Origin of the sequence: Stenotrophomonas nitritireducens (assembly GCF_050984405.1) — a bacterium.
Classification (GTDB): Bacteria; Pseudomonadota; Gammaproteobacteria; order Xanthomonadales; family Xanthomonadaceae; genus Stenotrophomonas; species Stenotrophomonas nitritireducens_B.
Genome location: NZ_CP158790.1, coordinates 125,859 through 148,243, shown reverse-complemented (window position 1 = coordinate 148,243; position 22,385 = coordinate 125,859). Strand labels below are relative to the sequence as shown.

General features: G+C 69.2%; 20 protein-coding genes. 10 read left to right on the top strand and 10 right to left on the bottom strand.

Annotated elements, in window-relative coordinates; genetic code table 11:
• Positions 1–406: 406 nt before the first annotated feature.
• Complete coding sequence (locus tag ABTV91_RS00695) at positions 407–1,657, bottom strand: efflux RND transporter periplasmic adaptor subunit (RefSeq protein ID WP_433852734.1); 1,251 nt, start codon at positions 1,655–1,657, stop codon at positions 407–409.
• 205 nt (positions 1,658–1,862) lie between these two features.
• Here ABTV91_RS00695 and ABTV91_RS00690 point away from each other — a divergent pair, with 205 nt between their 5' ends.
• The 5 genes from ABTV91_RS00690 to ABTV91_RS00670 all read left to right on the top strand — a co-directional run bounded on the left by ABTV91_RS00690 (position 1,863) and on the right by ABTV91_RS00670 (position 6,080).
• Complete coding sequence (locus ABTV91_RS00690) at positions 1,863–2,789, top strand: ABC transporter ATP-binding protein (protein ID WP_433852733.1); 927 nt, start codon at positions 1,863–1,865, stop codon at positions 2,787–2,789.
• Positions 2,789–3,574 carry an ABC transporter permease gene (locus ABTV91_RS00685; RefSeq protein WP_433852732.1) on the top strand — a complete coding sequence of 262 codons (786 nt, stop codon included), beginning with the start codon at positions 2,789–2,791 and terminating at the stop codon, positions 3,572–3,574. The genes ABTV91_RS00690 and ABTV91_RS00685 overlap by 1 nt, the downstream gene beginning before the upstream one ends.
• Positions 3,575–3,610: 36 nt before the next feature.
• Complete coding sequence (locus ABTV91_RS00680) at positions 3,611–4,807, top strand: sensor histidine kinase (RefSeq protein ID WP_433852731.1); 1,197 nt, start codon at positions 3,611–3,613, stop codon at positions 4,805–4,807.
• Positions 4,804–5,406: a response regulator gene (locus ABTV91_RS00675; RefSeq protein ID WP_433852730.1), complete on the top strand. Its 603-nt coding sequence runs from the start codon at positions 4,804–4,806 to the stop codon at positions 5,404–5,406. The genes ABTV91_RS00680 and ABTV91_RS00675 overlap by 4 nt, the downstream gene beginning before the upstream one ends.
• 197 nt (positions 5,407–5,603) lie before the next feature.
• On the top strand, positions 5,604–6,080 hold the full coding sequence (locus ABTV91_RS00670) for an REP-associated tyrosine transposase (RefSeq protein ID WP_433852729.1): 477 nt from the start codon (positions 5,604–5,606) through the stop codon (positions 6,078–6,080).
• A 294-nt stretch (positions 6,081–6,374) separates the two neighbouring features.
• Here ABTV91_RS00670 and ABTV91_RS00665 read toward each other — a convergent pair whose 3' ends face one another.
• The 9 genes from ABTV91_RS00665 to ABTV91_RS00625 all read right to left on the bottom strand — a co-directional run bounded on the left by ABTV91_RS00665 (position 6,375) and on the right by ABTV91_RS00625 (position 13,522).
• Positions 6,375–6,707 (bottom strand): TfoX/Sxy family protein, encoded by a 333-nt coding sequence (locus ABTV91_RS00665; protein ID WP_433852728.1) that lies wholly within the window; start codon positions 6,705–6,707, stop codon positions 6,375–6,377.
• A gap of 6 nt (positions 6,708–6,713) precedes the next feature.
• On the bottom strand, positions 6,714–8,093 hold the full coding sequence (locus ABTV91_RS00660) for a leucyl aminopeptidase family protein (protein ID WP_433852727.1): 1,380 nt from the start codon (positions 8,091–8,093) through the stop codon (positions 6,714–6,716).
• Positions 8,094–8,147: 54 nt separating this feature from the next.
• The gene (locus ABTV91_RS00655) at positions 8,148–8,807 is read right to left on the bottom strand and encodes a DUF1294 domain-containing protein (RefSeq protein WP_433852726.1); all 660 of its coding nucleotides are present in this window, start codon (positions 8,805–8,807) and stop codon (positions 8,148–8,150) included.
• 4 nt (positions 8,808–8,811) lie between these two features.
• Complete coding sequence (locus ABTV91_RS00650; protein WP_433852725.1) at positions 8,812–9,507, bottom strand: HAD family hydrolase; 696 nt, start codon at positions 9,505–9,507, stop codon at positions 8,812–8,814.
• Between the two features lie 39 nt (positions 9,508–9,546).
• Complete coding sequence (locus tag ABTV91_RS00645) at positions 9,547–10,650, bottom strand: AI-2E family transporter (protein WP_433852724.1); 1,104 nt, start codon at positions 10,648–10,650, stop codon at positions 9,547–9,549.
• A gap of 47 nt (positions 10,651–10,697) precedes the next feature.
• Complete coding sequence (locus ABTV91_RS00640; RefSeq protein WP_433852723.1) at positions 10,698–11,138, bottom strand: protein sip-5; 441 nt, start codon at positions 11,136–11,138, stop codon at positions 10,698–10,700.
• Positions 11,135–11,632, bottom strand: a complete 498-nt coding sequence (locus tag ABTV91_RS00635; RefSeq protein WP_433852722.1) for a phage holin family protein — start codon at positions 11,630–11,632, stop codon at positions 11,135–11,137. The genes ABTV91_RS00640 and ABTV91_RS00635 overlap by 4 nt, the downstream gene beginning before the upstream one ends.
• Positions 11,633–11,639: 7 nt before the next feature.
• Entirely contained in the window at positions 11,640–11,999 is a 360-nt protein-coding gene (locus ABTV91_RS00630) for a hypothetical protein (protein ID WP_104939780.1), read from the bottom strand.
• A 98-nt stretch (positions 12,000–12,097) separates the two neighbouring features.
• A complete protein-coding gene (locus tag ABTV91_RS00625; protein ID WP_433852721.1) occupies positions 12,098–13,522 on the bottom strand; it encodes a Do family serine endopeptidase in 1,425 nt (474 codons plus the stop codon).
• A 464-nt stretch (positions 13,523–13,986) separates the two neighbouring features.
• Between ABTV91_RS00625 and ABTV91_RS00620 the strand changes: the two genes are divergently transcribed.
• The 5 genes from ABTV91_RS00620 to ABTV91_RS00600 all read left to right on the top strand — a co-directional run bounded on the left by ABTV91_RS00620 (position 13,987) and on the right by ABTV91_RS00600 (position 22,383).
• On the top strand, positions 13,987–16,140 hold the full coding sequence (locus ABTV91_RS00620; RefSeq protein ID WP_433852720.1) for an adenosylcobalamin-dependent ribonucleoside-diphosphate reductase: 2,154 nt from the start codon (positions 13,987–13,989) through the stop codon (positions 16,138–16,140).
• Between the two features lie 142 nt (positions 16,141–16,282).
• Positions 16,283–16,924: a hypothetical protein gene (locus ABTV91_RS00615; protein WP_433852719.1), complete on the top strand. Its 642-nt coding sequence runs from the start codon at positions 16,283–16,285 to the stop codon at positions 16,922–16,924.
• Positions 16,925–17,001: 77 nt separating this feature from the next.
• Positions 17,002–17,766, top strand: coding sequence for an NrdJb (locus tag ABTV91_RS00610; protein ID WP_433852718.1), 765 nt, complete (start codon positions 17,002–17,004; stop codon positions 17,764–17,766).
• A gap of 74 nt (positions 17,767–17,840) precedes the next feature.
• On the top strand, positions 17,841–18,266 hold the full coding sequence (locus tag ABTV91_RS00605) for a GNAT family N-acetyltransferase (RefSeq protein ID WP_433852717.1): 426 nt from the start codon (positions 17,841–17,843) through the stop codon (positions 18,264–18,266).
• A gap of 835 nt (positions 18,267–19,101) precedes the next feature.
• Positions 19,102–22,383, top strand: coding sequence for a DUF7507 domain-containing protein (locus ABTV91_RS00600; RefSeq protein WP_433852716.1), 3,282 nt, complete (start codon positions 19,102–19,104; stop codon positions 22,381–22,383).
• Positions 22,384–22,385: the final 2 nt, after the last annotated feature.

The window sequence follows — 22,385 nt, the reverse complement described above, 5'->3', positions numbered from 1 at the left end:
CGACGAGACATCCATGTCTCGTCGAAAAACGACGTGCATCCATGCACGTCGCCCTTCGGGTTTTTCCCGCCGGCTCCGTCGCTGCGGAAGGGAACCCGGAAGATCAAAGGCACGAGCAAAAGCAACAGCAACAGCAGAAATCGGGTTTTAAGCCCCTCTCCCTCCGGGGCGAGAAGGCACGGCCTGCGCGCCACTGGCGCGCGTGCCTTGGAGCGCCCACGCCGCTGGCGTGGGCCGGGGCGCGGAGCGGGGGTTGGGGTGAGGGATGGGCGAAGGCCCATGGCTGAACATGCCGGACGCTTCGCCTACGCCCTCATCTCTTCGGGGCATCTTCTTCCATTGGAGAAGGGACGCTCTCGTCATTCGTCGTGCGGCGCCAATAGCCACGCAGCCTGCCCGACGCCGGTCACTGCTCCACGTCACCCGCCAGCGCCACCTTGTCGCCATCCTTCAGCGTCGCCGGCGGGTCCACCACCACGGTCTGTCCCGCCGACAGGCCCGACAGCACCTGCCGGTCCTTGCCCATTTCCATGCCGGTCTTCAGCGGCTGCGCCTGCACCGTGTCGTCGTCGCCGACCACGAACGCCACCGCGTCCTGGCCGCGCTGAACGATCGCCGCCGCCGGCACGCGCACGCCTTCGGGTTTCTTCTGTCCGGCTTCGGCCGGCTTTTCCAGGAAGCTCACCCGCACGCCCATCTCCGGCACGATGCGCGGGTCCTTCACCTTCAGCGCCACGCGCACCTTCACCGTGGCCTTGCCGCGGTCGGCGGTGGGGATGATCGCGATCACCTCGGCGGGGATCTTCCAGTCCGGGTAGGCGTTGAGCACCGCTTCCACCGGCATCTTCGGCTGTACGCGGCCAATGTAGGCCTCGCCGACCTCGACCTCGATCTCCAGCGAATCCATGTCCACGATGGTGCCGATGCCGGTACGGGTGAAGCCGCCGCCGGCCGACAGCGGCGAGACGATCTCGCCCGGCTGCGCGGCCTTGGCGGTGACCACGCCGGCGAACGGCGCGCGCACCACGTTGTTGTCCACGCCCAGGTCGGCGATGGCCAGCGCGTCCTGCGCGACGGTGGCGTTGTGGCGCGCGGTGGCCAGCTGCGCGCGCAGGCTGTCGCGCTGGGCCACGTACTGGTCGTACTGCGAGCGCGACACCAGCTGCCGGCCGACCAGCTGCTGCAGGCGCTGCGCGTCGGCCTCGGCCTGGCGCAGCTGCGCCTGCAGGCCTTCGACCTGGCTGCGCGCGGCGTCGAGCTGGGCGGCGTTGAGCGCGCGCTGCGCGTTGGCGTCGATCGGGTCGAGCGTGGCCATGACCTGGCCTTCCTCCACGCGCATGCCTTCCTCGATCATCACCTCGCGCACCTTGCCGGTGATCTTGGCCGAGACCGTGGCCATGCGCCGCGCCACCACGTAGCCGCTGGCGTCGAGCACCGAGGCGCTGGCGCTGTCCTGGCCGATGGCGACCACCGGCGCGGTCTGCACCACCACCGGCTTGCCGCCGCTGAAGAAGATGCCGGCCACGATCGCCAGCACCAGCACCGCCAGCAGGCCCAGCACCCACCACAGCCAGCGGCGTGGCGAGGACGGGCCGGACGGCGGCGGCGCCGAGCGGTCGATGCGGAGTTCCTTGAGCAGGTCGGCGGAGGTGTTCATGGGCACCAGGACGGAGAAAGCGGGAAGAAGTGACGGAAGGTAACCCAAACCGGTCCGGCGGGCCTCCCGGCGACGGGGACCGATTCTAGGCAGTGCCTGTCCGCCGCGCAGGTGACGGGTGTCACCCGCCTGGCCTGACCGCCCGCACTGCAGGGCGAACGCGCGCTTGGCTACCGTGGCGTCATTCCCGACTGGAGGCGACGAGATGGGCGCGAACGGCGAAGTACTGGCGAGCCTGCGCGGCGTGCACAAGCGCTATGGCGCGCTGCAGGCGCTGGCCGGCGTGGACCTGGACCTGCATGCCGGCCAGGTGCTGGCCCTGCTCGGCCCGAACGGCGCCGGCAAGACCACCACCATCGGCCTGCTGCTGGGCCTGCTGCGCGCAGATGCCGGACAGGTGCGGCTGTTCGGGCAGGACCCGCAGCAGCTGGCCGCGCGCCGCGGCATCGGCGTGATGCTGCAGGACGCGGCGCTGCCGCCGACGTTGAGGGTCGGCGAACTGCTGCGGCTGACCGCCAGCTACTACCCGGCGCCGCGCCCGCTGGCCGAAAGCGCGACGCTGGCCGGAGTGGAGGACCTGCTCGACCGGCCCTACGGCAGGCTGTCCGGCGGCCAGCAGCGGCGCGTGCAGTTCGCCATCGCCCTGTGCGGACGCCCGCGGCTGCTGTTCCTGGACGAGCCCACCGTCGGGCTCGACCTGCCGGCGCGGCAGCGGTTGTGGGCCACCGTGCGCGCGCTGGCCGGCGAAGGCGTGGCGGTGGTGCTGACCACGCACTACCTGGAGGAGGCCGGGCACCTGGCCGACCGGGTCTGCGTGCTGATGCGCGGGCGCATCGTCAGCGACGGCAGCGTCGACGCGCTGCGCGCGCGGGTGGAGACGCGCCGCATCCGCTGCGTCACCACGCTGGACGCCGATGCCGTGGCCGCCTGGCCCGGCGTGCGCCAGGCGCAGCGCGAAGGCGCACGACTGGACCTGTCCAGCGACCAGGCCGAAGCGGTGGTGCGGCGCCTGCTCGACGCCGATCCGGCGCTGTCGGGCCTGGAAGTGCAGGCCGCCGGGCTGGACGAAGCGTTCTGCGACCTGACCCGCGACGACAGCGTCGCTTCCTCCTTTCTGCGCGAGGCCGCCTGATGGACACCCTGCCTGCTTCCTTCGCCGCGCAGCCGCCGATGCCGCGCGGCCGCGTGTTCGCCGCCTACCTGCAGGAGACGCGCGCCGAATGCCTGCGCTACCTGCGCAGCCCGTCGTTCCTGCTGCCCACGCTGCTGTTCCCGGCGGTGTTCTTCCTGATGTTCGGCGTGGTGCTGGCCGGACGCAGCACGCCGGAGGCGCCGCGCTTCCTGCTGGCGTCGTATTCCACCTTCGGGGTGATGGCGCCGGGCCTGTTCGGTTTCGGCATGTCGCTGGCGCTGGAACGCGACAACGGCCTGCTCACCCTCAAGCGCGCGCTGCCGATGCCGCCGGCCGCGTACCTGGCCGGCAAGATGGCGATGGCGATGCTGATGGCCGCGCTGATCACCGCCCTGCTGCAGACGCTGGACCTGACGCTGGCGCACGTGCAGCTGCAGGCGGCGCAGGTGCTGCGGCTGGCGCTGGTCTGCGTCGCCGGATCGGTGCCGTTCTGCGCGCTGGGCCTGCTGCTGGGCACGCTGGTCAAGGGCCAGGGCGCGCCGGCCATGGTCAACCTGCTGTACCTGCCGATGGCCTTCCTGTCCGGGCTGTGGTTCCCGCTGCAGATGCTGCCGCCGCTGGTGGCCGCGCAGGCGCCGCTGTGGCCGAGCTACCACCTCAACGCGCTGGCGCTGTCGGCGGTCGGCTTCGATACCGGCAGCGCCTGGCCGCACCTGCTGTGGCTGGCCGTATTCACCCTGGTCGTCATGGCCGTCGCCGTGCGCCGCCTGCGCCGGCATGGCTGATGGCATCATCGACGCCTGCGCGACAGGAACCGCCCCGTGAACCACCGCCACCTCCCCGCCTGGCTGAAGCCCGCCTCCGATTCGGTGGTGGCCGACAACCTCAAGCTCGGCAAGTGGCCGTGGATCGATGCCGTGCACCTGCTGTGGACGGTGTGGGTGTTCATCACCCCGATGTTCGGCGCCGGCTTCACCCTGCGCTGGGTGCTGATCACGCTGTGGTCGTACCCGCTGTTCATCCTGTTGTACGTGATGACCCTGGTGGCGTCGCGGCGCAATGCGCCGATCTTCGCGCTGGCGATGATCGTGCTGTCGATGGCGCTGCTGCGCAGCTATCCCTCGGGCATGAACTACTTCGTGTTCGGCTGCGTGATGCTGCGCACCAACCGCTGCATCGGCGTGCCGCGCTACCTGCTGGAGCTGCTGCTGCTCAACGCCGGCTTCGTCTCGCTGGCGTGGTGGATCGGCTATCCGTGGCAGGTCGTGGCCTGGATACCGGCGCTGACGGTGATCATCGGCCTGATCGTCAACGTCGAGCGCGCCAGCAGCGAGAAGGACGCCGCGCTGCGGCTGTCGCACGAGGAAGTGCGGCGGCTGGCCGCCACCGCCGAGCGCGAGCGCATCGGCCGCGACCTGCACGACCTGCTCGGGCACACGCTGTCGCTGATCACGCTGAAGATGGAGCTGTCGCGCAAGCTGTTCGAACGCGACCCGGCGCGTTCGCAGCGCGAGCTGGCCGAGGCCGAGCAGATCGCGCGCGACGCGCTGGCGCAGGTGCGCAGCGCCGTCACCGGCTTCCGCGCCGCCGACATGGCAGCCGAACTGGCCTCGGCGCACCTGCTGCTGGAGTCCTCGCGCGTGCACCTGCGGCACTCGCCGCCGCCGCCGATGCCCGGCTGGATCGAATGCGGGCTGGCGATGGTCCTGCGCGAGGCGGTCACCAACATCGCCCGCCACGCGCAGGCCAGCGAGGCGATGATCGCCCTGCGCGTGGAGGCCGGCGCGGTGGTGCTGGAGGTGGCCGACGACGGCCGCGGCGGCGTGTCCGCCAACGGCAACGGCCTGGCCGGCATGCGCGAACGGGTGGCGGCGCTGGGCGGCACCCTGCGCATCGATTCGCCGCGCGGCGCCGGCACGCGGCTGACGGTGACGGTGCCGCTGGGCGATGGCGACGCGGCCATGACCGCCGCCGTACCGGATGATCCAGGGCTGCCGGCCATGGAGGCGCGCGCATGATCCGCATCCTGCTGGCCGAGGACCAGGCGATGGTGCGCGGCGCGTTGTCGGCGCTGCTGAACCTGGAAAGCGACATCGAGGTGGTCGGCGCCGCCGCCGACGGCGAGAGTGCGTGGCGCGAGCTGCAGCGGCTCGCCCCGGACGTGCTGGTCACCGACATCGAGATGCCCGGCCTGACCGGGCTGGAGCTGGCCCAGCGCGTGCAGCGCCACGGGCTGGCGACGAAGGTGGTGATCGTCACCACCTTCGCCCGCACCGGCTTCCTGCGCCGCGCGCTGGACGCCGGCGTGCAGGGCTACCTGCTCAAGGACGCGCCGGCGGAAAAGCTGGCCCAGGCCCTGCGCCAGGTGCAGCGCGGCGGCCGCGCCATCGATCCGCAGCTGGCGGTGGAAGCCTGGTCCGAGGCCGATCCGCTGAACGACCGCGAGCGCCAGGTGCTGCGCCTGGCCGGCGAAGGCCGCTCGGCCAACGAGATCGCCGAACAGCTCGGCCTCTCGCACGGCACCGTGCGCAACTACCTGTCCGAATGCATCGGCAAGCTCGGCGTCGCCAACCGCATCGAAGCGCACCGGCTGGCGCGGCAGAAGGGCTGGCTGTAGCAGTCCGTAGGAGCACCCCTGTAGGAGCGCACTTCAGTGCGCGAAAGGGCTCTACCGGGAAAGCCATTCGCGCACTGAAGTGCGCTCCTACGGGCGCGCCCCTTACAAGCGTGCTCCTGCATGATGCGGTGAAATCCGACACACAAAGAAGATGATGCAACTGGGTGGCGGATCCGCCGTCATCCCACGATGTACGCATGGACAGGACCAGGCAATCGCCGCGACCGGGACACCACGCGCTCCGCAAGGGGCGCCACAGCCTGCCGGGCCACATTTACCACGTCACCACGAGCACATGGGCGAGGATGCCTCGATTCCTGGATCATCAGGTTGCATGGACGGCGTGCCGTTGTTTCGAGGGCGCGACGGTACTGGGCGACGCAAGAATGTTGGCTTGGGTTCTGATGCCAGACCACGTGCACTGGTTGCTGCAACTGGGGCAACGGCGTTCGCTGTCAGAGGTCGTCCATATGCTCAAGGCATTCAGCGCCCGCGATATCCATCGCGAGGAGGGCGGGTGTGGGCCGGTATGGAGCCGCGCCTATCACGACCGCGCCCTGCGCCGGGACGAGGACATCCTTGCGGTCGCACGCTACATCATCGCCAACCCGTTGCGGGCAGGGCTGGTCCAGCGGGTTGGCGACTACCCCTACTGGAACGCGACGTGGTTGTAGTGGTGTCCCGCAGGAGCGCACCTCAGTGCGCGGCAGGGGCTTCAATGCACCCGCGGATGCATCATCTGCGACAGGATCTGCAGTACTGAAATGCGCTTCTGCACAGGCGGGAGCGCCTGGCGTGCGAGTTGGTCCGCGCAGCGCATCGGATCGTCCACAGTCCGTCGAGGCACCCTGTAGGAGCGCACTTCAGTGCGCGACAGGGACTTCCCATCGTCCTGGGGTGCGTCTCCTGCGGCGGGATCTGTGTGAAGGCCCCGTCGCGCACTGAAGTGCGCTCCTACAAGTGCGCTCCTATCGGGTGGCGGGCTTCCGGTGCGGCTTCGGCAGCGGCATCAGCTCGGCGGTACGCAGGATCAGCCGGCGCAGCGCATCGGAGTCGTCCAGCAGTTCGTCGGCCACCGGGTAGTCCTTCGCACCGGGGTAGGGCGGGCGCTGCGGCAGCAGCGGCGCGAGTTCGCTGGCCGCCGCTGAAGGTTTGACGAACAGGCTGTTGTCGCAGGCGAAGGCCACCACCTTGTCGTCGACGTAGAACGCGTACTCGCCGAACATCTTCCGGTGCGTGAGCCGCGGGCCGAGCGCGATCTGCTCGGCCACGTAGTCGATGAAATCGCGGTCGGTGGCCATGTTCCGTCAGCCGTTGTAGCGGACCTTGAGCATTTCCCAGGCCGAACGCAGCGCCAGCGCTTCGCCGCCGGCGGGGCGGCCCTGGCGTTCTCCGTCGTTCCAGGCGTAGACGTCCAGGTGCGCCCACTTCTGGCCTTCCTCGACGAAGCGCTCCAGGTACAGCGCGGCGGTGACGCTGCCGGCCATGCGCGAACCGGCGTTGGCCATGTCGGCGATGCCGCTGTTGAGGTAGCGCAGGTAGGGACGCCACAGCGGCATGCGCCACACCGGGTCGCGGGTGCGGTCGCCGGCGTCCAGCCACTGCTGCGCCAGCGTGTCGTCGTTGGCGAACAGCGCCGGCAGGTCGGGGCCGAGCGCGATGCGCGCCGCGCCGGTGAGCGTGGCGAAATCGACGATGGCGTCCGGCCGCATTTCGCCGGCGTAGGCCAGCGCGTCGCACAGGATCAGGCGGCCCTCGGCGTCGGTGTTGTCGATCTCCACGGTGATGCCCTTGCGCGTGGTGATGACCTCGCCCGGACGGAACGCATCGGGGCCGACCGCGTTTTCCACCGCCGGCACGATCAGGGTCAGCCGCACCGGCAGCCGTTGCGCCATGACCAGCCCGGCCAGCGCCAGCGCGTGCGCCGCGCCGCCCATGTCCTTCTTCATGTTGCGCATGCCGTCGGCCGGCTTCAGGTCCAGGCCGCCGGTGTCGAAGCACACGCCCTTGCCGACCAGCGCCAGGTGCGGCGCGGCTTCGTCGCCCCAGCGCAGCACGATCAGGCGCGGCGCGCGGTGCGAGGCGCGGCCCACGGCGTGGATGGTGGGGAAGTTGCGCTCCAGCAGCTCGTCGCCGGCGATCACTTCCAGCGTGCCGCCGTGGGCGTCGGCCAGCTCGCGCGCGGCGTCTTCCAGCTGCTGCGGGCCCATGTCCTCGGTCGGGGTGTTGACCCAGTCGCGCACGCGCAGGCAGGCGGCCAGCACGTCCAGCACTTCCGGCGACGGCGTGGCGGCCAGCTGCGCCGGTTGCCGCGCCGGCTTGCGGTAGCGGGCAAAGCGGTAGCTGCCCAGGCCCCAGCCGAGCTGCAGGTTGGCGGTGTCGGCCGCGTCCAGCGCAGTGGCCAGCCGCCAGGTGCTGCCGGCCGGCAGCGCGAACGGCGCATGCGCGTAGGCATAGGCATCGGCGCGGTCGCCGACGCCCAGCACTGCGCCGGCCAGCCCGTCCTCGCCCGGCAGCAGGGCCACGCTGCCCGGCGCGGCGGCGAACTGCTGGCTGCCGAGCCAGGCGCGGGTCGCGGCCGGCTGGGTGTCCAGCCATGCGGCGAAGCCCGCCTTGTCCAGCACGTACAACGGGCGCGCGCCGGCGGCGTCGGAGGTGAAACCAGCGGGAGACGATGAAGCGGACATGAGGTCATTCCTGGAGGTAGGGGCCGGCCGCTCGCGATGACCGGCTGCAGGGGGTCACGATGCCGTTCCGATCCGCGGAAGCAGCCAGTAAAGGGCGGCGCAGTTCAGCGCCACGGTGATCCAGAACCCGGTCTGGAAGCTGATCTTGCGGGTCTTGTGGCGGAATGCCTGCTGGGCCAGCAGGCCGCCCGGCCAGCCGCACAGCAGGTCGAAGGCGTGCAGGGTGCTTTCGCGCGTGCGCCAGCGGCCGCTGTCGGCGGCCTTCTTGTCGATGGCATAGGCGAAAAACGAAACCGTGCCCATGGCCGCATAGGCCAGCGTCACCACCTGCGGCCACAGCTCCAGCATGCTGCCGGCCGCGAGCGCGAGGAGCGCGCCTGCGATAACGAAACGCTGCACGGAATCGACCAGCGCGGCGGAGGCGCGGCGTTGGCGCGTGGCGGTTTTCGTTTCGGCGCGACGCTGCGCCTGGGCGCGCATCATCCCGGCGTTGACGAAGGACACGTTCACCGCGTTCAGGCGGCCGCGCGCGTCGCGTTCGCCGTCATAGCGGACGAGATCGCCATCGGCGGGGCGGCGGCCGGCCCTGGCGATCGCCTTGATGTGCACGAAGGCGCGCGCTGCATCGCCGGCGCCGGCCTGCGATTGGAGCGGGCGCACGAAACCGTAGCCCTTGCCGTCGTTCCACTGTTCGATGCGGCCGAGCTGCGGCATCGCTTCAGTCCTGCGCGTCCAGCCAGTCGGCCAGCCCGGTGAGGGTGTCGAACTGCAGGTCCGGCGGCGGCGCGGTGTGGCTCCAGGCTTGGGCTTCGCGGTTGATCCAGCAGCCGCGCAGGCCCGCGCGCATGGCGCCGGCCACGTCCATCTCGGCGTGGTCGCCGACGTGCAGGACATGGGTGCGCTCCACGCCCAGCCGGGCGCAGGCGGCGTGGAAGATGCCCGGATCCGGCTTGGCCGCGCCGAACTCGCGCGAGCCCAGCTGGAACGCGAACAGGTCGCCGATGCCGATGCGCGCCAGGTCGGCGTTGCCATTGCTGACCGCGGCCACCGGCACGCGCGCGGCGATGCGCCGCAGCGCGTCCAGCGCGTCGGGATAGAACTCCACCTGGTTGCGCGCGGCGTAGAACGCCTCGTAGGCCGGTTCCAGCAGGTCCATGCTGGCGCCGCTCTTCTCCAGCGCCTCGGTCAGGGTCAGGCGCCGCAGCGCGCTCAGGTCGTAGTGCAGGTGCGGGTTGTCGTCGAAGGTGCGCACGCGCAGTTCGCGCATGGCCTCCACCGGGTACATCGCCGCGGTGGCGGGGCTGTGGACGCGCATCCAGTCGTGCAGCACCTGGTCGATGCGCGCGCCGATGGGCGCGAACGGCCAGAGCGTGTCGTCCAGGTCGAGGGTGATGGCTAGGACAGGAAAGTTCACCGGGCCATTTTACGGCAGCGCGGCGGGCCGCGCCTTTGCCTATTCCAGCAGGCGCGCCCAGCCCTGCATGCCGTCCAGCCGCGCCAGCACCAGCTTGGCGCAGACCAGCAGCGGCACCGCCAGCAGCAGGCCGACGATGCCCCACAGCCAGCCGGACACCATCAGCGCCAGCACCAGCATCAGGGGCGAGATCGCCATGCTCCGGCCCAGCACGATCGGCGTGACCAGCTGCCCTTCCAGCGTGTGCAGCGCCAGGTAGGCCAGCGCCGGCAGCGCCACCGCCAGCGGTTCGCGGAACTGGGTCAGGCCGACCAGCAGCATCAGCGCGATGCCGATCAGCGGGCCCACGTAGGGCGCGAAGTTCAGCAGCATCGCCACCGTGCCCCACAGCAGCGCCTCGGGCAGGGCGATGCCCAGCAGCACCAGCACGCCCGCCAGCGCCAGCCCGACCAGGGCGTTGATGATGGTGATGGTCAGCACGTAGCGCGAGATCTCGCGTTCCATCGCGCGCAGGATGTCGGTGGTGAAGCGCTTCTGCTGGCGGTTGGGCAGCAGCGCGATCACGTGCCGCTGCAGGTTCTCGCCATAGATCATGAAGAACAGCGTCAGCAGCACCACCGCCAGCGCCGAGGCGGCCAGCCGCGGCGTGCGCACCAGCACCTTGTAGGGGTCGTCGAGCCGGGTGCGGATCACTTCCACCTTGCGGTTGTCCTCGCCGCCGGCGGCGCGGGCGAAGCTCTCGGCGGCCTGGTTGGCCTGCTGCACCGGACGCACCAGGTCGCGCACCTTGCGGGAGACCTGGCGCAGCTGCTGCGGCGTCTCGGCGAACCAGTCGGCCGCCGGCCCGGCCAGCTGCACCGCCAGCGCGCCGGCGCTGGCCAGGCCCAGGGCCAGCACCAGCAGCGCGGCCAGGAAACGCGGCAGGCGCAGTTTCTGCAGCAGGCGGATGATCGGGTTGCCGACCAGGGCGAAGAACATCGCCAGCAGCACCGGCAGGATCACGTCCTGCGCGGCCCACAGCGTATAGCCGACCGCCAGCGTGGCCAGCACCAGCACGGCGGCGGAGGCACGCGGGCGCGGCGCCGGCGCGGCGGGTTCGGTGGCAGGCGCAGGGGCGGACGTGTCGGACGGCAGTGCGGACATCGGGCGGCACTCCGGAGCGGGAAGGGCGCGGCCGGCGGCCGCGCGGATCAGGATTCTGACAGTTCGGTAGCCGCCTCGGCGGCCCGCGGCGGCGTGCCGGGCGGCGGTTCCGCCACCGCCTGCGGACGCGGCGCCGGCGCATCGTCGTCCGCGTGCGCGGCGGCTTCGCCGGTGGCCGCCCCGGCCGCAGCCGCGGCCGCGGCCAGCCCCGCTTCCTGCAGGGTGGCGATCGAGGCCTGCGCCGAGGCCACCAGCCCGGAGACCGAGCCGATCATCTGCAGCCAGCGCGCGCCGCTGAAGGCGCCGCCCGGTTCCAGCCTGCCGGCCACGAAACCACCGGCCAGGCCGGCGATGACGATGCGGCCGGGCGTCCAGCTGCGGCGCCAGGTCGTTTCCAGCGCGTCCCAGTGCTGCACGGTCTCGTCCATGCGTACCTGCACGACGGCTTCGGCGCGGCGCACGCGGCGCTGCAGGGCATCGAAATTCATGGCGTGCCGTCCCCCGGGATCTTCACGTCGGCGTCGGGATCGTCCTCGGCCGGTTCGTCGAACAGGCCCAGCCGCGACAGCTGCCGGCGCGTGGCGTGCATGCCGGTGTGGTGGAAGAAATAGCTGACCCGCCAGACCGCGTAGCCGGTGACCGCCAGGCTCGCCACCGAGGTGATCAGCAGCGACACGAACCACGACAGCCCGATGGCGTGCAGGAAGGCAATCAGCGTGGCGGCCAGCAGCAGCCACGCCGAGGCGCCGAACACGATGGCCACGCCGCTCCAGGCCAGCGCGCGCCCGAAGGCGCTGCGGGCCAGGGCGAAATCGGCCGAGGCCAGCCGCCGCAGCGAGCGCAGCGTGTGCGCCGCCGAATCCAGCGTCTGCCGGCCGGCGCTGCCGACCTGGCGGATGCTTTCCTCCAGGCCCGGCGCCGCCTGGCCGTCCCCGTCCGTGCCGTTTCCGCCCGCGTCCGGCGGTGGCGTGTTTTCGCTCACGCCCGGGTCAGTCGTTGCTGCGAGCGAGCTTGGCGATGATCCAGCCGGCGGCGAAGGCCACGCCGAACGAGGCCAGCGGGCGCTCGCGGATCAGGTCGGCGGCGCTGTCGATCAGGTCCTTGCCCTTGTCCATCAGCGCGTCCATCTGTTCCTTCGCCGCGGCGCCGGAAAGCTCGGCGGCGGCCAGGCCGGACAGCGCGCTGTCGGACAGCTCGGCCTTCACGTTGGCCTTGCCCAGGCGCAGTTCGTCGCCGGCCAGGCCGGCCGCGTCCTTGACCGCCGTGCCGGCCGCGCGCGCGGCCGATTTCAGGTGCGATCCGGCGTCGCCCAGGTGGTCCTTCATGGTGTCGGTGTTCGTGGGGCTCATCACTTCGTCTCCTTGGTTCGGCGGGAACGCCACTGTGCGGCGCAGGATGCAAGCAATACCAGCGCCAGGGTGTAAGGAACGTTACGAGCGCGCGGCCGTTACCGCATCACCAGCTGGCCTTGCGTATTCCCGCGCATGATGCGCAGCACCAGCTGCTGCGGCCGCGGGCTGAAGCTCGCGCGCCAGCTGGCCAGGTCGACGAACTCGCCGCTGCTGGCCGCCAGCACGATGTCGCCGCCGGCCAAGCCGGACTGCGCGGCGCGGCTGCCGCGCGCCACCTCGCTGACCAGCACGCCGTTGAGGCCGGACTGGCGCAGCGATTCGGGCAGGTCGACGAAGGTGGCGCCGGACAGGCGCACGTCCAGCGTGTCGCCGGTCACCGCGCGCGGCTGTTCCTTGAGCGTGGCCTTGAGCTGCAGCGGCTTGCCGTCGCGGCGCACGTCCAGCTCGACGGTGCGGCCCACCGGCTGCAGGCCCTCGAAGTTGTGCAGCGCCTGGGCGTTGTCCACGCGCTGGCCGCTGATCGCGGTGATCACGTCGCCGGCGCGCAGCCCGGCCGCGGCGGCCGCCGAACCGGACAGCACGCGCGTGACCAGCGCGCCGCGCGCCTCGTCCAGGCCCAGCCCCTGCGCGATCTGCGGGCTCAGGTTCTGCGTCTCCACGCCCAGCGTGCCGCGCACCACCACGCCCTTGGTGATCAGCTGCTCGACCACGTCACGGGCGAGGTTGGAGGGGATGGCCAGGCCCAGGCCGATGTTGCCGGCCATGCTGCCCTGCGGGTTGAAGCTGGCGGTGTTGATGCCGACCAGCTGCCCGGCCAGGTTGACCAGCGCGCCGCCGGAGTTGCCCGGGTTGATCGAGGCGTCGGTCTGGATGAAGTTCTGGTAGCCCAGCCCGCGGATGCCGCTGCGGCCCACCGCCGAGACGATGCCCGAGGTCACGGTCTGGCTGAAGCCGAACGGGTTGCCGATGGCCACCACGAAATCGCCGGTGCGCAGCTGGTCGCTGTCGCCCAGCGGCAGCGCGGTGAGCCTGTCGGCCGGGATGCGGATCAGCGCGATGTCGGTGTCGCGGTCCGAGCCGAGGAACTCGGCCTTGACCGTGCGCCCGTCGGCCAGCGTCACCTGCACGTCGTCGGCGTTCTCGATCACGTGGTGGTTGGTCAGCACGTAACCCTTGGCCGCGTCGATGATCACGCCCGAACCCAGCGACTCGTTGATGCGCTCGGCCGGCACCTGCGGGAACAGGCGGCGGAAGAACGGGTCGTCGAAGAACGGGTTGCGCACCCGCACCACCTGCTTGGTGTTGACGCTGACCACCGCCGGCATCACCCGCTCCAGCATCGGCGCCAGCGACGGCACCGGCTGGCCGGCGACCGCGGCCGGCAGCGCGGCGGTGGCGGGCAGCAGGGCGCCGGTGGCGGCCTCGGCGCGGTTGTCCAGGTGGGCGTTGATGGCGCTGGCGGTGAAGCCGCCGAAGGCGGCGGCCAGGGCGAGGGTGAGCAGGGTCGGGAGCGGTCGCATAGTGGCCGGGGGTTCCATGCTGGGACGCCGCTCGGGGCGTCCGGTGGGGCGGAAGTTGCTGAACGGGAGTGTGGCGGCAGCGACCTAAATCGACAATGAAATCTGCCGCAGCGCCGCAATCGCCGGGCTGCCAAGCCCTGCGCGGATTGCAAGATCCCCGACACATATTTTTCGTTTGACATCACCCCTATGGTGGGTAAGCTTGGCGTCGCCATCAGCCACTAGATGTTGGGTTGATGTGAAATGCGTCCCCAAGAAGTAGGGTTGAGGCCCGGGGTGCAGGCACCCCGCAGGAAGGCGTGCAATGACGACGGAAGCGATGCAGACCACCGGCCCCCGCCGGACCGATTCCCGCCCGCCCGCAGGCGCGTGACCACGCGCCGGCATCGTCGTCGTTGCAGCCCGGCCCGACCGGGGAAACGGTAAACCGCACCGCAAGGTGCACAAGGAGAGTTCCCACCATCATGAGCACGGTGCGTCTGGAAGTGGTCAGCAACCCAACCCGATCGGACCTTATCCCCCTGCAGCCCGCCTCGCAGGACATCTGGGACAAGAAGTACCGCCTCAAGACCAAGGCCGGACAGGCGCTGGATGCCGACATCGACGGCACCTACCAGCGCGTGGCCCGTGCCCTGGCCGACGCCGAGGGCAGCGACGAGAAGCGCGCCTACTGGTACGAGCGCTTCGTCTGGGCGCTGCGCCGCGGCGCGATCCCGGCCGGCCGCATCACCTCCAACGCCGGCGCGCAGGAACACAAGCCGGCCACCAGCACCATCAACTGCACCGTGTCGGGCACCATCACCGACTCGATGGACGGCATCCTGGAGAAGGTGCACGAAGCGGGCCTGACCCTGAAGGCCGGCTGCGGCATCGGTTACGAATTCAGCACGCTGCGCCCGCGCGGCGCGTTCGTCGCCGGCGCCGGCGCCTACACCTCCGGGCCGATGTCCTTCATGGATATCTACGACAAGATGTGCTTCACCGTGTCCTCGGCCGGTGGCCGCCGCGGCGCGCAGATGGGCACCTTCGACGTGTCGCACCCGGACGTGAAGGACTTCATCCGCGCCAAGCGCGAGGACGGCCGCCTGCGCCAGTTCAACCTGTCGCTGCTGATCACCGACGGCTTCATGGAGGCGGTGGACAAGGACGCCGACTGGCCGCTGGTGTTCCCGATCAACACCAAGGAACAGGCCGAGCTGGACCCGGCCAGCGGCGAGGAAGTGGTCTGGCGCGAATGGCCGACCCACGAGAACTACATCGTGCGCGACGACGGCCTGGTGGCGTGCAAGGTGTACGGCCACATCCGCGCCCGCCACCTGTGGGACATGATCATGGTCTCGACGTACGACTACGCCGAGCCGGGCTTCATCCTGATCGACCGCGTCAACGAGATGAACAACAACTGGTGGTGCGAGAACATCCGCGCCACCAACCCGTGCGGCGAGCAGCCGCTGCCGCCGTACGGCGCCTGCCTGCTGGGCTCGGTCAACCTGACCAAGTTCGTGCGCGACCCGTTCACCGACAAGGCCTCGTTCGACTGGGACGAGTACAAGGAAGTGGTGCGCGTGTTCACCCGCATGCTCGACAACGTGGTCGAGGTCAACGGCCTGCCGCTGGAACAGCAGCGCAACGAGATCATGCGCAAGCGCCGCCACGGCATGGGCTTCCTCGGCCTGGGCAGCACCATGACCATGCTGCGCATGAAGTACGGCTCGCCCGAATCGTGCGAGTTCACCGAGGCCATCGCCCGCGACATGGCCGTGGCCGGCTGGGAAACCGGCCTGGAACTGGCCCGCGAGAAGGGCCCGGCGCCGATCATGGAGGAAACCTTCGACGTCACCGCGGCGATGCTGCGCCAGCGTCCGGAGATGCGCAAGGACGGCTGGAAGGCCGGCCAGAAGATCCAGGGCAAGGTGCTGCACGCGCGCTACAGCCGCTACATGCAGCGCATCGCCACGGTCGCCCCGGAACTGGTGGACGAACTGGCCGAGACCGGCGCGCGCTTCACCCACCACAGCTCCATCGCGCCCACCGGCACCATCAGCCTGTCGCTGGCCAACAACGCCTCCAACGGCATCGAGCCCTCGTTCGCGCACCACTACAGCCGCAACGTGATCCGCGAAGGCAAGAAGAGCAAGGAGAAGGTGGACGTGTTCTCCTTCGAGCTGCTGGCCTACCGCGAGCTGGTCAATGCCAAGGCCATGCCGTTCGCCGAGGACGACCAGGCGCGGCTGCCGGATTACTTCATCGCCGCCGACGACATCTCGCCCAAGGAGCACGTCGACGTGCAGGCCGCCGCGCAGAAGTGGGTGGACAGCTCGATCTCCAAGACCGCCAACGTACCGACCGACTATCCGTACGAGCAGTTCAAGGACATCTACCGCTACGCCCACCAGCAGGGCCTGAAGGGCTGCACCACGTTCCGCTTCAATCCCGCCGCCTTCCAGGGCGTGCTGGTCAAGGAGGCGGACCTGGAGAACACCACCTACCGCTTCGAGCTGGAAGACGGCCAGGTGGTGGAGGTCAAGGGCAACGAGCAGATCGAGTACGACGGCGAGATGCACACCGCCGCCAACCTGTTCGACGCCCTCAAGGAAGGCTACTACGGCAAGTTCTGAGGTCGCCTTCGCATGCCGTTCCGCCGCGAGGCGGGACGGCGACGGTGGTTCCGCCACCGGGCTGTCGCGCCTGTTCCCTGTTCCATCGGCTTTCGATCCAGCATCGCCAACGTTACGGACCCTGTGCCCCCAGGAGGGCTATATGAGCAATGGCAATGGTGTGACGGCGACCGTTTCCCAGGTTGCCGATAACGTGAAGGAAAGCGCGGCCCACCTGGGCGACGCGATGGCCGCTACCGCCAGCGACGCCGTTGCCGCGGTCAGGAGCCGCGCGCGCAAGGCCGGGGCGGGTGCGAAGAAGCAGGTCGCCAAGGTCGGGAAGGCGGTCAAGAAGGCCGAGAAGGTCGTCGCCCGGAAAGCGGCCGCCGCGAAGAAGGAAGTGAAGAAGACCGTCTCGAGCGTGCGCCAGAAGCTGGAGGCCGCCAAGGCCAATGCCAAGGCCGAAGCCGCCGGCCTGAAGAAGAAGGGCGCCGGCACCCGTGCCGCCGCCAAGAAAGCCGTCGTCGCCGCCGAAAGGAAGACGGTGAAGAAGGTCGCGGCGGCGAAGAAGACGGTGAAGGCCGCCGAGAAGAAGGTCGCCAAGGCCGTCGGCAAGAAGACCGCCGCGGTGAAGAAGGCGGTCGGGAAGATCGAGAAGAAAGTCGCCGGCAAGACCGTCGCCGCGAAGAAGGCGGTGAAGAAGGTCGGGAAGAAGATGGCCGCCAAGGCCGCTCCGGCGAAGAAGGCGGTGGCGAAGAAGACCGCCACCGTGAAGAAGGCGGCGAAGAAGGCCGCCCGCAGGTAAGCCGCACCCGCGCCCCCGTTCCGCAGCGGACGGGGGCGCCGCAACCCGCATCACAACGCATAACCAGGACCCGCACCATGGCCGTCAAGATCGACAAGAAAATCAAGGGTTATTCCGTCATCACCCCGGACGACAAGGCCCGGGAAGCGACGGCCAAGGCTCCGGTCGCACAGGCGCAGGACGATGCCCAGGACAGCAACATCGTGCACATGCACGAGCGCATCGAGCGCCCCGACGTGCTGATTGGCAGCACCTACAAGATCAAGTCGCCGCTGGTGGAGCACGCCTTCTACGTGACCATCAACGACATCGTGCTCAACGCCGGCACCGAGCACGAACTGCGCCGCCCGTTCGAGATCTTCATAAACTCCAAGTCGATGGAGCATTTCCAGTGGATCGTGGCGCTGACCCGCATCATGTCCGCCGTGTTCCGCAAGGGCGGCGACGTCACCTTCATCGTCGACGAGATGAAGGCCGTGTTCGATCCGAAGGGTGGCTACTTCAAGGCCGGCGGCGTGTACATGCCCTCGCTGGTCGCAGAACTGGGCTCCATCGTCGAAGACCACATGAAGTCGATCGGCCTGCTGCACGACCCGGAAATGAGCGCCCACCAGCGCGCGCTGATCGCCGAGAAGCGCAAGCAGTTCGAGGAGCGCTCAAAAAAAAACACTGACGCCGTAGCCGCCGCGCCCGCCAGGCGCGAGGAAGACGTCGAAGTCACCGGCGAAGGCACCAGCTTCCCGCCCAGCGCCACCATGTGCCACAAGTGCAGCACCAAGGCGCTGGTGATCATGGACGGCTGCCAGACCTGCCTGAACTGCGGCTACAGCAAGTGCGGTTAAGGTGAGGGGCTGACTGCCCGCCTGTGACGGGCGGGCGTGCTGGAACCGCGGTCCAATGGCATGCCGGAGGGGGGATGGAGATCGCATTCGTCGAAGATGCGGCCGCGATCGCGCGCTGCTACCCGCTCATGGCAACGCTGCGTCCGCGTCTTTCGCGCGAGGACTTCCTTTCCGCCGTGCCGCGCATGGCGGCCGAGCAGGGCTACAGGCTGGTCTGCATCGAAGACGAGGGCGTTCCCCGCGGGCTGGCGGGCATCCGCATCGGCGAATGGCTGCACACAGGGCGTTATCTGGAGATAGAGGACCTGGTCGTCGCCGAAGGGCAGCGATCCAAGGGCTACGGCCGCGCACTGCTGCATTGGGTCGCCGGGCATGCGCGGCGGCAGGGATGCCGGCAGCTGCGTCTGGTTTCGGGCGTGAAACGGACCGACGCGCATCGCTTTTACGAGCGCGAGGCCATGATATTCGAGGCCAAGTATTTCTCGCTGGACCTGGCGTGAGCGGGTTGCCGCGCTGAAGCGATCTGCAGGCGGGGCCGGTCGGATTCCAGTGGCGGCCTCCCTCGATCAGGGCGGAAGCCAGATGGAGCCAGCAGAAGGTGATTCAAGCCTCTGCCGGGAATGAGGACAGACATCGGCCGCTGGCTGGGCAGGTATCGGTTGCGGGCAAGGATATACGAAGGCGACATGCGCGAGCGATAAGGATTCCGAGAGCGTGAAGGGGGCTCTTTGAGCCCTTTTTCCTTTGTCTGTCGTGCCCTGAAACGCCGATGGTCACGGGGTGCATCGGCGGGAGCCGGCGTGCAATCTACGGCTACCTGTTCAAAGGTCGATGGGTAGCGCTCCCCACAATGAGCAGAGAAAGCCGCTCCGCGACGACGGGCACATCCGGTTGGAACCGCGGTCGACGCCCTTGGAGTCATCATGGCGGAAGGCGGGACGTGGCGCGGGAGATGGCGGAACTTTGATGCAGGAAGATAAAAAACCGGCAAAGTGAATGCTATCTTCCGCCGGATGGGAACGGCACATGGTTGCCGTCGCTGGATGGTTCCGAATCTGCGAACGTGGCGGGAGGGATGCTCCAGTCGCGCTTTTTCAGGGTGTGATTGATTTTGCCGACCTGATCCAGGGACGTTCCGGACCGGCGGCAATGCCTGGGCGAGGGGAAACGGATGGACCTGTATGGCTGTCCCGGAAGGGGGTTCGAATGGAGAGGGCGATGACGCACCGGCATCGGGTGAAGGACCTTGCGCGGGATCCCGGACGCGTTTTCCGGGCATGATTCGTTAGGGTGAACCGATACGGCGTATCGGGGCGTGCAGTTCGCTGGGCTGTCATGGGGGCGATCTACGTGATGCGGAAGTATGGAACGACGCGGCTGCGCCGCATTTTCTGCTGTGTGGCGGCGAACTGGCTTGCCTTGGCTGCCGCTTCTGCGTTTGCGCAGACCGCAAGCAATACCGCGACGGTTTCGCCACCGGCGAGCGTTTTCGATCCAGCGTGCAACGTAGCCGGTCCGGCGTGCAACAGCGCGACGGACAGCGATGCGGTCCTGTACGGGATTTCCTTGGGCAAGTCGTGGTCCGGCGGAAAAGCCGGCGATACGCTCGCTCTGGCCATTGCCCTCGACCCCGCATACGTGGGGTCCTACCCGGATATCAGCAACGCCATGCCGGGCAGTTCCACCTCCCCCGGCAGTACCACCGGTGCGACCGCCAACGCCGCAGGCGGTACGCCGGTCAGGCTGACGGAAACCTTTTCGGTTGGCAGCGTAACGGGTTACGTGGTCACGCTGGCCTGTAACGGCACACCGGTACCGGTGGTCATCGACGCGGGCTCCAACTTGGCGTCGGCCACGTATTTCACGCCGGCAACGGGTCGGGCCGCTTGCCGGTTCACCAACACGGGCCTGAGCCAGACCCTGACCAAGGCCCTGACCGGCAATGCCGACGAAGACGGCAGCGGCACGGTGAGCCTGGGCGATACGCTGACCTACACGGTCACCTTGGCCAATACCAGCACCAGCGGCGACCTGGCCAACGTGGTGGTCAGCGACCCGAAGATCACCCCGGCCACGCAGACCTGCGCGAGCGTGGCACCGGGTGCGGCATGCGTGCTGACGGGCACCTATGTGGTGACGGCCGCGGACGTGGCGGCGGGCAGCATCCGCAATACCGCCGTGGCAACCAGTCCCACCTGCCCGGCGGGCAGCACCGAACCGTCCTGCACCACGACAATCGATACGCCGACGACGCGGCGGGTCATCGACGCAGTTGACGACTCATATGCAGGTATCAATGGCGGGGAGGGGAACCCGAATGCGGGTAACGCCTATACCGGGAACGACACGCTGAATGGCCAACCTGTCGAGCCCTCCCTCATCACGGGTACGGTGACGACGCCGGCGACGCCGATCAATGGTGGCCCCGTGCCGACGCTGGACCCGGCTACGGGTGTGGTAAGCGTACCGGCGGGTACGCCCGCGGGCAGCTACACGATCACCTACCAGATCTGCGAGAAGGCCGATCCAGCCAACTGCGACACTGCAATCATCACGGTGGCGGTGGTGGCACCGCGGATCATCGCCAATGACGATACGTACACGGGTATCGACAGTGCGACAGGCAACCCGAGCGCGGGCAATGCCTATGCCGACGATACCCTGAACGGCCGGCCCATCATCGACGTGTCCCTGATCACGGGCACCATGACGATTCCTGCAACGCCGATCAATGGTGGACCGGTACCCACGCTGGATACCACCACCGGCAGCGTGCATGTGCCGCCAGGAACGCCGGCCGGCACCTATGTGATCACGTACCAGATCTGCGAAGTCCTGAATCCGACCAACTGCGATCCGGCCACCATCACGGTGGAGGTGCAGTCCAATGTGGAACTCCGCGTAACCAAGACGGCCGGCGTGCGCGAGGTACGCATCGGCGACCTGGTCCAGTACCGGCTGGCCGTGGAGAACGTCGGCACGACCGACCTGGTCGATGGCAGCATCGTGGACATGCCCGCAGAGGGCTTCAGCTACGTGGAGGGCTCGCTGGTTTCGGGCGATGCCGATGGAATGGCGACCGCATCGGGTGGCCGCCCGCTGCGCTTCTCCGGCCTGGACGTACCGGCAGGGCGGAAGGTGGCGCTTGTCTACGTGATGCGCGTCGGCGCGGGCGTCCGCCCGGGCACTCACATCAACCAGGCGCAGGCGTATTCGCCCCAGGGCGAACCCGTATCCAACGTGGCGACGGCCGAGGTGGTCCTGGCCGCCGATCCGCTGCTGGACGACAGCCTGGTGTTCGGCACGGTGTTCAACGACCGCGATGGCGACGGCTGGCAGGACAGCGCCGAACTGAGCGGCGTGAGCGTGCGTGGCGGGTTTGCGGCGCAGGCCTACATCGCCGGTTCCACCACGGTGGACCGCGGCGCGGGCCCGCAGCCGCAGGCCGATACCGGCGCGTCGATGCTGCGTGGCATCGACCTGGGCCGGATCAGCGGCCGCCAGTCGGTGGCCGATCCGGTCGCGGCGCATCGGGTGGTGATCCGCCAGCGTCTCCGCGAGCTGGCGTTCACCGACGACTTCGTGCTGACCAGCGCGCAGGGAACCACGGTGCGCATGGACAAGGATGGCAGGACCGTCGTCGGGAAGAGTGGCGACGCGGCCAAGGGATTGAACGCGGCGGCGCCCACGGTGGAGCGCCTGGTGGGCCAGGGCGAGGGCGGCTACGTGGTCGACTACGTCATCAGCAATGCCGGAATCGACGAGCGCGGCATCCCGGGCGTGCGTATCGCCTCGGTGGAAGGCCTGTTGATCGAGACCGACCAGTTCGGCCGCTACCACCTGGCCGGCGTCGACGGCGGCGCATGGGAGCGTGGGCGCAACTTCATCCTGAAGGTCGATCCGTCCACGCTGCCGGCCGGCGCCGGATTCACCACTGACAATCCCGTGCTGCGCCGGGCTACCCCCGGCGTGCCGGTCCGGTTCGACTGGGGCGTGAAGCTGCCGGAGCGGATCATCGAAGGCGGCAGCGAAAAGATCGAACTGGAGATGGGCGAGGTGTTCTTCGCGCCAGGCAGCGCGGAAGTCCGCGAGCGGTTCACGCCGGTGATTGAGGCCATGGCGGCCAAGGTGCGCCAGTACCACGGCGGCGAAGTGGTGATCCAGGCCAATGCCGACGGGCAGGGCCTGGCCTTCGACCGCGCGAACGCGGTCAAGCAGGCCCTGCGTGGATTGCTGGATCCGGCCGCTGCACAGGGGCTCGTGGTCAGCATCCGGGCCGAGGTGGACGAACCGGATTCGCTGATCGCGGGGGTCGGCGAAGGTGGTGCGCTGCTCGGCACGGTGCTGTTCGATACCGACGGATCGACGATCCGCCCGCAGTTCGAGCCGCTGCTGGACAGGATGGCCGCGGCGCTGGAGCGCATGGGGGGCGGCAACATCGCCATCGTCGGGCATACCGACGTGCGCGCTTCGCATGCCTACAACACCGCGCTCGGCCTGCGTCGCGCCAGGGCCGTGCATGACGCATTGGCCCGACGCCTGAGCCCGGAGGCGCGCGCCAGGGTCAAGGTGGACGTCAGCAACGATCCGACCGCCCCTGCCGGAGCACTGAAATGAGC

Excerpts from the sequence above, each read along its gene's own strand:
- ABTV91_RS00640 (WP_433852723.1), bottom strand. The coding sequence starts at position 11,138 with ATGAATTTCGATGCCCTGCAGCGCCGCGTGCGCCGCGCCGAAGCCGTC.
- ABTV91_RS00605 (WP_433852717.1), top strand. The coding sequence starts at position 17,841 with ATGGAGATCGCATTCGTCGAAGATGCGGCCGCGATCGCGCGCTGCTAC.
- ABTV91_RS00655 (WP_433852726.1), bottom strand. The coding sequence starts at position 8,807 with ATGCCGCAGCTCGGCCGCATCGAACAGTGGAACGACGGCAAGGGCTAC.
- ABTV91_RS00630 (WP_104939780.1), bottom strand. The coding sequence starts at position 11,999 with ATGAGCCCCACGAACACCGACACCATGAAGGACCACCTGGGCGACGCC.
- ABTV91_RS00620 (WP_433852720.1), top strand. The coding sequence starts at position 13,987 with ATGAGCACGGTGCGTCTGGAAGTGGTCAGCAACCCAACCCGATCGGAC.
- ABTV91_RS00695 (WP_433852734.1), bottom strand. The coding sequence starts at position 1,657 with ATGAACACCTCCGCCGACCTGCTCAAGGAACTCCGCATCGACCGCTCG.
- ABTV91_RS00690 (WP_433852733.1), top strand. The coding sequence starts at position 1,863 with ATGGGCGCGAACGGCGAAGTACTGGCGAGCCTGCGCGGCGTGCACAAG.
- ABTV91_RS00675 (WP_433852730.1), top strand. The coding sequence starts at position 4,804 with ATGATCCGCATCCTGCTGGCCGAGGACCAGGCGATGGTGCGCGGCGCG.
- ABTV91_RS00660 (WP_433852727.1), bottom strand. The coding sequence starts at position 8,093 with ATGTCCGCTTCATCGTCTCCCGCTGGTTTCACCTCCGACGCCGCCGGC.
- ABTV91_RS00610 (WP_433852718.1), top strand. The coding sequence starts at position 17,002 with ATGGCCGTCAAGATCGACAAGAAAATCAAGGGTTATTCCGTCATCACC.
- ABTV91_RS00685 (WP_433852732.1), top strand. The coding sequence starts at position 2,789 with ATGGACACCCTGCCTGCTTCCTTCGCCGCGCAGCCGCCGATGCCGCGC.
- ABTV91_RS00665 (WP_433852728.1), bottom strand. The coding sequence starts at position 6,707 with ATGGCCACCGACCGCGATTTCATCGACTACGTGGCCGAGCAGATCGCG.
- ABTV91_RS00625 (WP_433852721.1), bottom strand. The coding sequence starts at position 13,522 with ATGCGACCGCTCCCGACCCTGCTCACCCTCGCCCTGGCCGCCGCCTTC.
- ABTV91_RS00615 (WP_433852719.1), top strand. The coding sequence starts at position 16,283 with ATGAGCAATGGCAATGGTGTGACGGCGACCGTTTCCCAGGTTGCCGAT.
- ABTV91_RS00645 (WP_433852724.1), bottom strand. The coding sequence starts at position 10,650 with ATGTCCGCACTGCCGTCCGACACGTCCGCCCCTGCGCCTGCCACCGAA.
- ABTV91_RS00670 (WP_433852729.1), top strand. The coding sequence starts at position 5,604 with ATGGACAGGACCAGGCAATCGCCGCGACCGGGACACCACGCGCTCCGC.
- ABTV91_RS00600 (WP_433852716.1), top strand. The coding sequence starts at position 19,102 with ATGGGGGCGATCTACGTGATGCGGAAGTATGGAACGACGCGGCTGCGC.